The sequence below is a fragment of the Paenibacillus pectinilyticus genome (genome assembly GCF_001700435.1).
In the GTDB taxonomy this organism is placed as follows: Bacteria; Bacillota; Bacilli; order Paenibacillales; family NBRC-103111; genus Paenibacillus_E; species Paenibacillus_E pectinilyticus.
In genome coordinates this window covers 366341-379683 of record NZ_LYPC01000011.1, presented here as the reverse complement: position 1 = coordinate 379683, position 13343 = coordinate 366341, and the positions used below count along the sequence as shown (strand labels likewise).

11 protein-coding genes are annotated in these 13343 nt (G+C 45.1%); 6 read left to right on the top strand and 5 right to left on the bottom strand.

All coding sequences use genetic code 11. The features are described from left to right. Positions 1-56 precede the first annotated feature (56 nt). Positions 57-428 (bottom strand): winged helix-turn-helix transcriptional regulator, encoded by a 372-nt coding sequence (locus A8709_RS05440; RefSeq protein ID WP_065851154.1) that lies wholly within the window; start codon positions 426-428, stop codon positions 57-59. 142 nt (positions 429-570) lie between these two features. Between A8709_RS05440 and A8709_RS05435 the strand changes: the two genes are divergently transcribed. After that, entirely contained in the window at positions 571-924 is a 354-nt protein-coding gene (locus A8709_RS05435) for a DoxX family protein (RefSeq protein WP_065851153.1), read from the top strand. A gap of 106 nt (positions 925-1030) precedes the next feature. Next, positions 1031-1996, top strand: a complete 966-nt coding sequence (locus A8709_RS05430) for a right-handed parallel beta-helix repeat-containing protein (RefSeq protein ID WP_065851152.1) — start codon at positions 1031-1033, stop codon at positions 1994-1996. Positions 1997-2089: 93 nt separating this feature from the next. On the opposite strand, the gene A8709_RS35390 is transcribed toward A8709_RS05430, so the two are convergent. Both A8709_RS35390 and A8709_RS05420 read right to left on the bottom strand, forming a co-directional pair. Further along, positions 2090-4408: a flagellin N-terminal helical domain-containing protein gene (locus tag A8709_RS35390; protein WP_065851151.1), complete on the bottom strand. Its 2319-nt coding sequence runs from the start codon at positions 4406-4408 to the stop codon at positions 2090-2092. Positions 4409-4588: 180 nt separating this feature from the next. Beyond that, positions 4589-4768, bottom strand: coding sequence for a carbon storage regulator (locus A8709_RS05420; protein WP_065851150.1), 180 nt, complete (start codon positions 4766-4768; stop codon positions 4589-4591). Positions 4769-5258: 490 nt separating this feature from the next. Here A8709_RS05420 and A8709_RS05415 point away from each other — a divergent pair, with 490 nt between their 5' ends. Next, positions 5259-9626: a helix-turn-helix transcriptional regulator gene (locus tag A8709_RS05415; RefSeq protein WP_208607640.1), complete on the top strand. Its 4368-nt coding sequence runs from the start codon at positions 5259-5261 to the stop codon at positions 9624-9626. Positions 9627-9733: 107 nt separating this feature from the next. Here A8709_RS05415 and A8709_RS05410 read toward each other — a convergent pair whose 3' ends face one another. After that, complete coding sequence (locus tag A8709_RS05410; protein ID WP_065851148.1) at positions 9734-9889, bottom strand: carbon storage regulator; 156 nt, start codon at positions 9887-9889, stop codon at positions 9734-9736. A 150-nt stretch (positions 9890-10039) separates the two neighbouring features. Further along, on the bottom strand, positions 10040-10651 hold the full coding sequence (locus A8709_RS05405) for a TetR/AcrR family transcriptional regulator (RefSeq protein WP_065851147.1): 612 nt from the start codon (positions 10649-10651) through the stop codon (positions 10040-10042). A gap of 122 nt (positions 10652-10773) precedes the next feature. On the opposite strand from A8709_RS05405, the gene A8709_RS05400 reads away from it, so the two are divergent. Genes A8709_RS05400 through A8709_RS05390 form a run of 3 tightly spaced genes read left to right on the top strand, consistent with a single transcriptional unit; the run spans position 10774 to position 13270 of the window. Next, complete coding sequence (locus A8709_RS05400) at positions 10774-11349, top strand: cysteine hydrolase family protein (RefSeq protein ID WP_065851146.1); 576 nt, start codon at positions 10774-10776, stop codon at positions 11347-11349. A gap of 44 nt (positions 11350-11393) precedes the next feature. Next, a complete protein-coding gene (locus A8709_RS05395) occupies positions 11394-12599 on the top strand; it encodes a multidrug efflux MFS transporter (RefSeq protein ID WP_065851145.1) in 1206 nt (401 codons plus the stop codon). 20 nt (positions 12600-12619) lie between these two features. Further along, positions 12620-13270 (top strand): MBL fold metallo-hydrolase, encoded by a 651-nt coding sequence (locus A8709_RS05390; protein ID WP_065851144.1) that lies wholly within the window; start codon positions 12620-12622, stop codon positions 13268-13270. The last annotated feature ends 73 nt before the right edge of the window (positions 13271-13343 follow it).

Genomic DNA, 13343 nt, shown 5'->3' with positions numbered 1-13343 from the left:
TAAGGACAAAAAATAATCATTAGGATTCAAGCAAATAGATACGATCAAAGAGTTACTTAATCTATGAAAGATTCACCCTCAATTAGTTTCTCCGCGCGGTTCTCTCCATATAACTCCTCCAAATGAGCCATATGGCCAATTCCCCAGTCATTCATGGCCTGCAAGAGAGGGGTCATCCGATGCCCGTATGCTGTAATGGAATATTCAACTTTAGGAGGGATTTGGTGATACACCTCGCGGTGGATAATATCGTGATACTCTAATTCACGTAATTGTTGGGTGAGCATTTTTTTCGTAATATCGGGAATCGCCCGTTGGAGTTCACTAAATCGCATAGTGCCATTTGCAAAAAGGCGAAGCAAGATAACAGGCTTCCATTTCCCAACAAGGATATCCAACGCCTTTTCAAATTTACAATAAGTCGTCATTTCATGCCCTCCGAGCCTTGATCTTCCTATGGTTTATTTATGTATACTAGGTTTAGTTTAAGTGCCTACTTCCATAAACGTACCCTACAAAATATTATATACCTAGGCGTTAAAGATGCACAAACAGAGGAGCTAACGGATCATGAATATAACATTATGGATCGTGCAAGGGATTCTAGGAGTAGGATTTATTTTCTCGGGTTGGATGAAAGCGTTTCAGTATGACAAAGCCAAAACGTCCTGGCCTTGGGCAAAAGAAGTCGGGAGAGGGCTGGTTTTCCTAATTGGTATCGTGGAATTAATTGGGGTTCTCGGGTTAATTCTGCCTGAGGCAACGAATATCGCACCAGGTTTGACGCCGATAGCTGCGTTCGCGCTTGCTGTAGTCGTTCTTCTCGGAGCTTTATTTCATATCCAACGTAAAGAGTATAAAGAAATTGGCGTTAATATCGTTTTCTTGGTATTAGCTTTATTCGTAGCCGTAGGTCGTCTATGACGAAGTAAAATAAATAATCCCATCTGGTCAATACGCCGTTCCAACTAACAGAGCCTTGAATTTACTATCGTACAGCTAGTAGATTCTTGTGAATGGGGAGGATGGCATGGCGATCATTGAGGTATTTCCCAACACTCCGACGGCAATTCAAGATGCGGTTACCTTGGCGAATCCAGGGGAGGTCATTTTGGTGCACAAAGGCATTTATTATGAAAGCGTGCAGATTCCTAGTGAGAAAAGCAATCTTCGCATTGTTGCTAACAGCAGATATAGTGCTATTCTCGATGGAAGACATTTCCTTATTGAAGCATTTTTATTAAATAATGCAGCTGGTGTGGAGATTGAAGGTTTTAAAATAAAGAACTACTTGTCGACCGGTATTCGTATTTTCAATGGGAAATCTAATCGTGTTATTCACAACAAAATAAGTGATATAAATGGTTCGGAAGATCCACTCGGTATTTTTGCAAATAATTCCCCTGGCAATCTTTTTATGAAAAACACTATTGAACAAATTGGCAGCGCAGGTGTGGGGTCGGCGATTCGATTAAGTGTTGTTTCAGGGACTTGGGTGATTCAAAATAAACTGAAACATAACTCAGTCCATGGTATCGAGGTCATCGCCAGCAATCATAATGCCATAGTGAGTAATCAGATTTCCAAAAATAAAGGTGATGGGATTATGATTAGCCAGTCTGACAATAACCTCTTACTAGCTAATAAATTATCCGATCAGGGGGATAACGGCGTAAATGCTCAGAGCACGAATAACTATATTTTAAAAAGCAAAATAAAAGAGAACCACGGGAGCGGCGTGCTGCTCGCATTTAACTATAACCTCGCGGGGTTTAACGAGATTAAGGGTAATCACCAAAGCGGTATTGCTATTTTCTCTGATTTTAATGACATTCAGGGAAATAAATTGGAGCGGAATGATAATAACGGTGTATTCATCCATGCTCCGCATACAGCGAACTTTGTGTTCGATAACCAGCTCAAAGATAATAACCCACAGAACATCAAAGATTTGGGCGAGAACAACAACATTATTCAGAATAAAATCGATGAATGAACTTTAAAAGCTGCTGACAGATTGCTGTTGGTGGCTTTTTGCGTAAAAAAAGAGACTCTAGAAAATCTAGAGTCCCTATCAGTAAAGCGAGTATTAACCACGAAGCAATTGAAGCACGCCTTGCGGCTGTTGGTTCGCTTGAGCCAACATTGCTTGAGCTGCTTGTGCAAGGATACTGTTCTTAGATTGGTTCATCATTTCTTTCGCCATGTCTACGTCACGAATACGGGACTCAGCGGAAGTTAGGTTCTCCGAGGAAGTGTTCAAGTTGTTGATCGTGTGATCCAAACGGTTTTGGTAAGCACCAAGTTTAGCACGCTCCGAAGATACGCTGTTAATCGCAGCATCTAGTTTCGTGATAGCTGCAGAAGCATTTTGCGGCGTACTCAAATCAAGAGCTGCTTCGCTAAGTGCATTGTTTGTACCATCTGTTACTGAATTCGAACTTGTAAAGCCTGCTGAACCAGCAGTACCAGTAATACCAAGAGCTTTAGAACGCATATCGTTTACGCTAACTGCGAAGGATTGACCTTCGTTAGCACCGATTTGCATTGTTAAGGATTGATCTTTAATATCACCAGTCACTGTGAAGCTTGCAGAACCATTTGTTTTGGCAGCAACGTCCACTTTCAATCCACTACCGAAATCTAATGTGGAGTTAGCAGCAATACCAGTCAATGTCGAAACAGTTGTAGCACCATTTTTCAAAGTTGCATTTGTAGTTGTTGTATCAGCAACTGTGAAATCATGTGTACCAGCAGCTACTGTGCCAGTTGTGAAGGAAACACCATTTCCAAATGTAAATGTGCCATTATCACCTGCAATGACTTGTTGAGCTCCAGCTACAGCGCCGCCAACACCAGCAGCACCTGATTTCAATGTAGCTGTGTTTTGAATTGTTGTTCCTACGGTGAACGTGGAGTTCTCAGCAGCAGCAGTGTCGTATTTGGTAATATCAGCACTTGTTGTGAAGCTTACGCCATTAGCAAATGTTAATGTTGAACCAGCTGTAAAGGTTTGAGCAGCACCACCATCTAAGGATGCGCTAAGGCCATGCTGAATATCGAAGCTATTCGTTGTTCCGCCAGCGAGACCAGCTTGAACACCCGTCGTTGCAGAAGCTGCAGTACCACCAGTAGCGATTGTAAATGAAGTACCGGAGTAAGTACCCGTTCCTGTTATTGTAGTATTACCAGCAGGAGTACCCCCAGCTACAGTCGCGGAACCAACGGTAGTCGTACCTTGTTTCATAGTAAGCGTAGTATCAACGTTGAATGTAGCCGAACCAGTAGCAGTGTTTGCACCAGTCGTCGTATTAATTGTTACTCCAGTGTCTACACCAGCTTTATATACTTTGTAAGTTTGCGTATTGGAGTCCAGAATGATATCGTCGGAAATTTTAGTTGTTCCGTCCGATGCGAACAAAGCCATATTACCTGAGCCATCAAACTTAGCAGATAAGCCTGCGCCACCAAGGGTGGATGAATCACTAATTGTAATACCCGTAATAGCTGCATTCGCAGTCGTGATATTCGTAGATTTCGAAGTCTCGATTGTGAAGCTTCCAGTCAGGTTATCGTTCGTATTACCTGCGATTGTTACAGCTGTAATACCAGCAGCACCTGTTAAATTCGTAGTTGTATCTGCTCTAGTTACAGCAAGTGTATGTGTACCATCAGCTGCAGCAGAGTTAGCAGCAATAGCTACTGCGGAGATGCCGTCATCCAATGTTCCGGCAGTTGCTGTTTTGGCTGGAGTAGCCGCTACTTCAATGCTATATGTGCCAGCTGCTAATGTTGCTGCTGGATCGATGCTTACACCACTAACTCCTGCAGCTGTACCTGTTGTTGTAGCCGATTTAACAACGGAGTCTGTGACAGCAACCGTATAGTTACCTGCAGCTAGTGAACTCTTCTCATCCAATTTCAGGTTGCTAAGTGTCGTAGCTCCTGCAGTAAGTGTGCCAGCAGTTACAACACCGGCTTTATCGGAAACATCACCGTTCAAAAGGTTTCTAGTATTGAACTGAGTTGTGTTACCAATACGGTTGATTTCAGAAGTCAATTGGTTAACCTCGGATTGAATAGCGCCGCGGTCATTCGCTGTGTTCGTATCGTTGGCAGATTGAACAGCCAGCTCACGCATACGTTGTAGGATGTCATGAGTTTCGTTTAGTGCACCCTCAGCTGTTTGAATCAAAGAAATACCATCCTGCGCATTACGGGAAGCTTGGTCTAACCCGCGGATTTGACCGCGCATTTTTTCGGAGATTGCTAGACCAGCAGCGTCATCACCTGCACGGTTGATGCGAAGACCGGAAGACAATTTCTCGATGGATTTGCTTTGGTTGGCTGTGTTCGTGCCCAATTGACGGTACGTGTTCAATGCTGTTACGTTGTGATTAATTCTCATTCTTATTACCTCCATGTGGTGTATTAGGATGCCTTTCCATTTGCATCCTTTTGAAGCAACTACCAGGCGAATTGCAAAGCCGAACCGATCGCGCGCTGATCATTCTAGGCTTTGCATGTGTCGCACTGCGTGTCTTCCTTGACTACACCACTCATCCTTAAGTGGAAGGGGGACTTCATCTTATTCGGCCTTGTCGAACTCCATTTTGCGATCTTCCAATAACTCTCCGCGAACAATGGTAATATGCTTTGGTGCATCTATAGCCAACCGTAAATGCCCCTCATCGCTTTTCACGACCTTCACCATAATGTTGTTATCAATAAGCACGTATTCTCCAGGCCGTCTTCCTAACACTAGCATGGGCTCATCTCCTTATCTCACTCTCGAATTGAACATAAAAAATGAGCAAACATAGCGCTGCTCTTCTTCGTCCTGAAGAATTACAACAACTTGTTTGCTCATCCATAAGCCTAGCATTGATTCAGTTATGATAAATAGAAAGCGAACGACAAAAAGACGAATAAATAGGCACAAACGTTCCCAAACATCATCCTTGAAACGTTATGCTTATTTACTCGTCCATGAGTAAGTAATTATGTGATTAACTAATCTATCGACAATATCTTTTAAAATGTTTAGTCTTTTTTATAAATTTTTTTGAAAATAAAACCGATAACTATATTAATGAGTAATTAGACCTATATTTTATCCAAAAAGTAGAAACATAGTCCTAAAATATGACATTATCATACCTATTTTTCACGCGTATTAAATGGTTTCTTTCAGTAACTCGTTAAATGGAGGTTGACACGGAATGGATAAAAGCAAACTAATGAGCCTAAAGTCCCTGATGTCTGTAGGATTGGGAGATATACGCACTTTTTTCTTCGTCGCTCTGGAATTAGTTGAGTTAATTAGAAAAAGGCATCTGAGTGGAAGGATGGGACATGATTTACACCCCGCGCACCTTCACATTCAATTTCTGGATGATCAGAGGATTCAACTCCATTATGGGGCCGAATTCGAACAGAGTCAGGAGCAAGATGCCCTCAAGCAAGCTGAACCTAGCGATAATCTTGCCTATATGTCACCCGAGCAGACAGGCCGTTTGAAGCGGAAAGTCGATCAGCGCAGCGATTTCTATGTAGCAGGTATTCTGCTGTATGAACTGCTGACAGGAGAAGTCCCCTTTAAGGCGCAAGCTGCGAATGAGTGGATTTATGCCCATTTGGCGCAGCTTCCTGTTCCTCCGAGACAACTTAGGCCTGATATCCCGCAAATGGTGAATGAACTCGTTTTAAAACTGCTTTCCAAAACACCGGAGCATCGATATCAAAGTACCTATGGTCTTCGTGAAGATTTGAAGAATGGCTTGTATCAATTAGAGGAAAGGGGGGAAATTAAGCCATTTCCCTTAGGCATTGTAGATGGTATAAGCCGTTTTCATTTACCAGATAAGTTGTATGGAAGAGAATTGGAAATGCAGAGTTTGTTGGAGGCTTATGAGCGAACCTGTTCGGGAGAGATGGAAGTGATATTCATTGGGGGTCATGCTGGTAGCGGCAAAACAACCCTTGTGAATGCGTTTAAAGCGACTCTTCTGCAGCAGAAAGGGTATTTCATCTCAGGCAAGTTCGACCAATTGAATCACTCGATTCCGTACGCCTCGCTCATTACAGCATTTCGCAATTTGATTCGACAGATTCTAACAAGCAGTGAAGATCAGATTGCTTCATGGAAAAAGAAGATCTTAGCAGCGCTTGGTCAAAGCGGCATTGTACTCACAGAAGTGATTAGTGAACTGACACTGATCATCGGTGAGCAGCCTCCCGTAGAGAGCCTGCCGCCCAATGAAGCGAGACATCGATATCAGACGCAGTTCAGCAACTTGATTAAGGTATTTGCAGACAGTCATCATCCGCTTACGATTTGGATGGATAATTTGCAATGGGCGGATTCAGCCTCGCTCGATTTGCTGCGTGTCGTTATTGGTGATCCGAGCCATACGTCTCTCTGTATCATCGGAACGTATCGAAGCCATGAAATGGATGAAGTAGAAATAGGGCGTGAACGGTTTCTAGGTGTGTCGTATAGAACTGAAGCGACGATTCATCAGATGGACCTTCAAATGCTAGGGTATCCTGTTGTTCTACATTATCTTGCCGACATGCTGCACACGAATCAAGCCAGCATCAAGTCTTTGGCCGACGCTTTATACCAAAAAACGGCAGGAAACCCTTTTTATATTAAACAAATCTTACAAACTTGGTATGAAGAGAATCTGCTCTATTTTAACTCAGATAAGAGCTCCTGGGATTGGAATCTGCCAGCCATTCAAAGTTGGGAAGGCTTTAAGGATGTCATTAGTTTGATTGTTGGCAGGTTTAACACACTCCCTGCAGCTACGCGTGCTGTGCTGAGATTAGCAAGCTGTATTGGAACTGCTTTTGATATCCGATTATTGGCGCTGCTACAGGAGAAAGAAATCACATCTACGGAGCAAGATTTGCTGCCCGCGGTTAGTGAAGGCTTGATGCTGACAGAGCAGGATACCTATAGGTTCTTGCATGATCAAGTTCAGCAAGCGGCTTACGATCTCATACCGGATGAAGAAAAACAACAGATTCATTTGACCATCGGTCGGTTGCTCCATCAGCATTATGAATCCGACCGGCCTGAATCCAGTCTCTTTGAAGTCGTGCATCATCTCAATTTAGGTAGCGGGCTTATGAGGGATGGGATGGAAATCGAACAGTTGGCGAGGCTTAACTTGAGAGCGGGAAAGAAGGCCAAAGCCAGAGCAGCTTACGTAGAGGCACTCGAACTCTTGAAGAAGGGCACTCAATTAATTGCGAGTGAGGGTTTGACGCGCCACAATGCCCTGTATACGAGTCTCCTGTTAGAAAGCTCGGAATGCCAGTATTTCTGTGGTGAACTCGATCAAGCCAAGGAAGTTCTGGAAGAGCTGCTGTTGCGTGTAGATAATTTAGCGGAGCGGGCCAAAATCTATGTCATCCAGATCTCGATGTACGCCTTTCAGAAGAAAGAGGAGGTCGCGATCGATATTGCTTTAACGGCGATGGCCGAGTTCGGGCTCAAGATACCGCGAAAATGCTCACCGCTTACCATGGCAACTGAAATTACCTACACACAGCTATGGTTAGCCAGAAAAATGAAACATCTCGAGGATTTACCTATTAGTCAAGATCCTTTACATAAAGCATTGGCGGACATCGTTATGGCTTCATCTTCGATTTTATTTATTATGGATGAGAAAACAGCTGTTGTTTTGTTTGCCAAATATGTCCGAATGTCGATGGAGCAAGGTAGCTCCGAGGCGTTATCCATTGCCCTTGGTTCTTACGCCATTACGCTGTGTTTCGGTTTGAAAAAAGATAAAGTCGCCTTACAATTAGCGCAGCTTGCCCTCCGATTTGCCGAAGGCATGGATAGTGTCAAATTAAAAGGCAAGATTCAATTAATCGTGGCGCTTATCAAGCAATCGATGCAGCCTAAAGAAGCAAATGCTCACTTTGAGAAAGCATCACAGTTAAGCCTGGCATGCGGAGATATGGTTTACGCGGGATACGCCATCTCCTCTCAGGTCATATCAGAGAGCAACGATCTGAACTATATGCATCATATTTGTCAGAAATATGAGGAATCGGCTAATCGAGGATTAGATATCATGACGTTGAAGGTGCTGCACTTCACGCTGCAATACATTCGCCTTCTGCATAGTCCGCCAACGACAGCGAAATTGACATTCAGTGGTGTACATTTTAATGAGAGCGACTTCTTGCAAGGGGAAATCGGCAACAATTCACATAAGCATAATTTATCTTATTACTACACGTGCAAGCTTGAGGTGTCTTACTTATATGGACACTATTTAGACGCGGTTGTCTGTGCGGAAGCAACGAAGAAATTCGAGGCAGGCTCATCCGTCCTATCTTTTAATCGCAAACATTGCTTTTATTATGCATTAGCCCTAATGGCCGTTTATCCAAATGCTTCAAGTGATATCAAGCGCCGTTACCGTAAAGTAATAAAGCGATTACTTACTCAGATGAAACGGTGGACGAAGGCTTATCCTGAGGGCACATTAGCTAAGTATGCGATTATGCAGGCAGAATTAGCCAGAATTCAGCACAAGCCGCTGAAAGCGGGGACGCTGTATGACCAAGCGATACGTTTGACACAGGAAGCCGGCTATCCGCAGGATGAAGCGATCGCGAACGAACTGGCAGCCCGCATGGAGCTAGCCGTGGAGACGTCAACAAAGGCGGAAGCCTATCTTCAGCAAGCGGTCAAGGCTTACTCGAAGTGGGGAGCTTATGGGAAAGTAGCCAGCCTGCAAGAGCGGTATCCATTTCTTCAGACCTTACCTGGTACGGGATCAGATGTGCAAGAAACGCACGTGGTCTTTGAGGACAATCCGAGCAGCACTATGCCGAGTAAGCTTCAAGATGGATTGGATAAAGAGTGGATTATGGATGCACTCCGGAAGGCATCTCAAGCGATTGCCAAGGAGACGGCGGAGATCCAATTGCTGGAGACATTCCTTCATCTGGCTATTCGAGTTGCTGGGGCCGAGAGAGGGTTGGTCCTGCTGGGCAAAGGCGGGCAATTGGATATCGAAGCGGAAGAGGATATAAACACAGATGAAGAAAACCTGGAAAGCAGGGAAGGCCAGTATTCTGCTGCTGTGGTTCAGTACGTCATGCGAACACGGGAAGCTGTCATTCTTGCAGATGCACGGCAAAGCATTTTTGCTACGGATTCCTATGTGAAACGGCATGTGCCGAGATCGATACTGTGCTTGCCGCTGCGCTACCCAGATCATCGAGAAGGCGTTCTGTACTTGGAGAATAATCTAACGACAGATGCTTTCCATGCAGAGCGGCTAGAGGTGTTGGAAATGGCTTTTTCTCGAACGGCCTATATCAAGCTATGGCAATTACAAGAACAACCGAATTTCGTAGCCAAAACGGCTGAAGTGAAAGCGGTGCCTTCCCTCGTTGAATCCTTATCCAATCGCGAAATTGAAATACTTCGGCTTATGGCTGAAGGCATGTCCAATAAAGAGATTGCTCTCCAGTTGGAGATCACAGAAGGAACCGTGAAGAGCCACGCTTCGAACTTATTTGGCAAGCTTCAAGTGAATAGACGTGTGCAAGCGATATCTAGAGCTAGAGAATTGCAGCTCCTGGGCTAGTTCAAGGCATAAGGGCCTGATAGCCGTTATAAAACAAAAAAATGAGCAAAAGGTTGTTGTCCTTCCACTTGAAGGCGGCAACCTTTTTGCTCATCCATGAGACTCATTTATTGATGAGGAATCAATTCTCCACGCATAATAGGTACATGTTGCGGCGCTTCGATCGCTAAGCGCAAATTCCCATCTTCGGTCTTTACAACCTTCACAATAATATTTTCGTTAATGACAATATATTCCCCAGGCTTTCTACCAACAACCAACATATCCCATGCACTCCCTTGCATTTAGTTCTACAAGATTAATCATAAGATATTCTCGCAGAAAAGTGATCTGACGAAAGTAGGAGTGGTAAAAAAGATTTCAAAGAAATTGAGAGCGTTCTACAGAGCGCTATAACTAAAGTTATAGGACATCTAGCGTACATGCGGGAAAAAAGCTAACCAAAGTTGTTCCAGATACAAGTCAGGCGAATAGCCGCGGATATCCTTTTGAAAGGAATACGATTCACTGCTCAAAACCATCAGGAGCATATCGGCTTTGAAGGTGCTGTTAGGCGGATCTTGCTCAGACGCGGCCATCTCGTCCAGGACTTCAACTAATAGTTGATGAAGTTCGATGTATAGCGGACTTTGTGTGCGAGATTTGGAACGATTCGTCGAAGCAGATTCCTCTACACCTGTAAGCAGTTGGGACTTTTTTTCCCTGAAGCGGATAAATAAGGCGAGAATCCCTTTCAACCGTTGGCTTGGTGGCGCTGTCCGATTCTGCTCTAAGTAGGCATCGATATTTTCAAAAAGCAGAACGATGTTCTCTTTCATTAAATCCAAGCATAATTCGCCCTTGTTACGATATCGGCGATACAGCGTTCCAGGTCCGATCTTCGCTTCTGTCGCTATTTGATTCATACTGACGGGCTCGACCCCGTTCTGCTCGAAGAGCCGGAGCGCAGCATCTAATATGCGCTGGCGATTCTCCGCGGCATCACGGCGCTCAAAGCGGCCCTGCGTTTCCTCTATATCTGTCATGCTTTCATCACTTCCTACTTGTCGATAATGGTCAGGTTGACAAACGGAGACCTCTCCGTTTATTATTAAGTGGAGACATCTCCGCTTAATACTATCATAGTCAAAAGGAGCGTACAACACATATGCCAAATTCAAACCAACATGCTGCACTATTAGTTATGGATGTACAAAATGCCATTGCATCCCGTTTCTCAGGAAATGGTGAAGTGTTGCTTCCTTTTCAAAAAGCCGTAGAAGCTGCTCGCAGCCACCATATTCCGGTTATTTTCGTACGGCTCGCGTTCCGCGAGGGTTTTCCTGAGGTCAGCCCTCGAAATAAGACGTTCTCGAAGATTGCTGAAGCGGGATGGGGCGCAATGACGCCAACGGATTTCGGAGCGCAAATCCATGAATCCGTCGAGCCTCTGCCTGGCGAGCCTATCGTAACGAAGCTTCGCGTCAGCGCGTTTACCGGCAGCGACTTGGAAGTCATCCTGCGCGGACGCCAAATCGATACGCTGATTCTCAGCGGGATATCGACGAGCGGCGTCGTTCTGTCGACGTTGCGGGAAGCCGCGGATCGCGACTTTGCGCTTACGGTGTTGTCGGATGCTTGCCTCGATAACGATCCTGAAGTTCACCGTGTGCTAACGGAGAAGATCTTCCCGCGCCAAGCGGAGGTACTGACCGTTGAGGCTTGGGCCGCTGCCCTAGATTGAAAAATGGGGCTGTAACCGGCCCCAAGGAAAGAAGGCGTAGTTTTATGCCGATTTGGAAAAGGAACTTAATTGTTTGCTGGTTCGGCATGTTCGTTTCGGGTGTGGGCATGAGCATGCTCGCACCCGTTTTGCCGCTATATATTCAGCATCTTGGTGTTGCGGATACGGGTAAGATCGCGCAGCTTTCGGGCTTTGCGTTCGGTATCACCTTCATCATTTCAGCTATCTTCTCCCCGATTTGGGGGTTGGCCGCGGACAAATTCGGAAGAAAGCCCATGCTGTTGCGGGCAAGTCTTGGTATGGCAATCGTGATCGGCTGTATGGGTTTTGCCACCAATGTGTACATTCTGATCGGATTGCGATTATTGCAAGGTGTCATAACGGGATATGCAACGGCTTGTACGACCTTGATCGCAACACAAACAGATAAGGAACACACAGGCTATGCGCTTGGTTTGCTTTCAACGGCAAGCATTGCGGGTTCCTTGCTGGGACCATCCATTGGCGGTTTTATAGAAGAGGGATTCGGCCTGCGCAACGTCTTCTTCATCACAGGTGGACTGCTGCTAGTCGCCTTCATTACTACACTTTTATTCGTGAAGGAAAACTTCACACGTGAGGACAAGAAGCTGCTGAACCTCAAAGAGGTATGGAAGCTCCTTCCGGAGAAAAGTTTAACGATTACGATGTTTATTACCTTCTTTGTCTTAACCGTGGCCTTATATTCAGTCGAGCCTGTTCTTACTGTATATATTACGCATTTGTCCCATAACTCTACGCATGTCGCATTAATTGCGGGACTAACTTTCTCAGCTTCGGGGCTGGCTAACATCGTTGCCGCACCAAGATTAGGTAAACTATCGGACCGAATTGGCGTCCATAAAGTGATGCTGGTGTCGCTGCTGGCAGCAGGCATTATTTTCATACCGCAAGCTTTCGTAAGCAATCCGTGGGAATTGATGGGCCTTCGGTTTATGTTAGGGCTAACAGCCGCGGGGCTGACGCCTTCCGTGAATGTGTTGATTAAGAAAATTACACCCGCACATCTCACGGGCAGAGTATTCGGGTTTGCGATGTCGGCTGGCTATTTGGGCGTATTCGGCGGCGCCATTCTTGGCGGGCAAGTGGCAGCTTGGTTCGGTGTCCAATACGTGTTCCTCATCACAGGTTTACTGTTGTTAATAAACGCTGCTTGGGTGTATGTTAACGTATATACAAAGCTGAATAAGAAAGAAAAACTGATGATGTAAAAAAGAGGAGAGCTTTCAGTATGCGGATAAAATGGTACGGTCATTCATCGTTTCTACTGACTTCAGAGGCTGGCACAAGGATTCTCATTGATCCCTATTATAAATTTCTTGGTTACCGCATGCCGGTTCCTATTGAATCGGACATTGTTGTCGTTACGCATGACCATAGCGATCACAACAAAATTAAAGCTGCATCAGGCGATTATTTACTGGTGAACGAGCCGAAGACTTATAGCCGCGGCGATGTGAACATTAGCGGATTCAAGACGTTTCATGACAAGGTGAATGGTAAAAAGAGAGGCCCTAACATCGTTTTCCGCTTCGAGATCGATGGTCTGACGATCTGTCATTGCGGCGATTTGGGACATTTATTGACGGAAGAGCAGGTAAAAGCCATCGGCAAGGTGGATATTCTCATCGTTCCCGTTGGTGGAAGAATGACGCTCGACGGCGCAGAAGCCGCGCAAGTGATGCGCCAGTTGCAAGCGAAGGTTGCGATTCCGATGCACTACAGCACGAAGGCGTTGGGTCTGCTGGGGAAAATCATGTTCGCGAAGGCAGACAAGTTCCTTAGCGCTGTGGGGCAGAAGACGACCGAAGTCAGAACGTTGGAAGTGACTCAAGAGAGCTTATCGCGCTATGCGGGTACGGTTACTATGCAGTATGAATAGATGATTGAACAATGGAAAAGCCCTGATAAGGGGCTTTTTTTGCGTTGTGGGCCATTATCCTGATATTGTAAGC

Excerpts from the sequence above, each read along its gene's own strand:
- A8709_RS05440 (WP_065851154.1), bottom strand. The coding sequence starts at position 428 with ATGACGACTTATTGTAAATTTGAAAAGGCGTTGGATATCCTTGTTGGG.
- A8709_RS05415 (WP_208607640.1), top strand. The coding sequence starts at position 5,259 with ATGTCTGTAGGATTGGGAGATATACGCACTTTTTTCTTCGTCGCTCTG.
- A8709_RS05390 (WP_065851144.1), top strand. The coding sequence starts at position 12,620 with ATGCGGATAAAATGGTACGGTCATTCATCGTTTCTACTGACTTCAGAG.
- A8709_RS05430 (WP_065851152.1), top strand. The coding sequence starts at position 1,031 with ATGGCGATCATTGAGGTATTTCCCAACACTCCGACGGCAATTCAAGAT.
- A8709_RS05435 (WP_065851153.1), top strand. The coding sequence starts at position 571 with ATGAATATAACATTATGGATCGTGCAAGGGATTCTAGGAGTAGGATTT.
- A8709_RS05395 (WP_065851145.1), top strand. The coding sequence starts at position 11,394 with ATGCCGATTTGGAAAAGGAACTTAATTGTTTGCTGGTTCGGCATGTTC.
- A8709_RS05420 (WP_065851150.1), bottom strand. The coding sequence starts at position 4,768 with ATGCTAGTGTTAGGAAGACGGCCTGGAGAATACGTGCTTATTGATAAC.
- A8709_RS05400 (WP_065851146.1), top strand. The coding sequence starts at position 10,774 with ATGCCAAATTCAAACCAACATGCTGCACTATTAGTTATGGATGTACAA.
- A8709_RS35390 (WP_065851151.1), bottom strand. The coding sequence starts at position 4,408 with ATGAGAATTAATCACAACGTAACAGCATTGAACACGTACCGTCAATTG.
- A8709_RS05410 (WP_065851148.1), bottom strand. The coding sequence starts at position 9,889 with ATGTTGGTTGTTGGTAGAAAGCCTGGGGAATATATTGTCATTAACGAA.
- A8709_RS05405 (WP_065851147.1), bottom strand. The coding sequence starts at position 10,651 with ATGACAGATATAGAGGAAACGCAGGGCCGCTTTGAGCGCCGTGATGCC.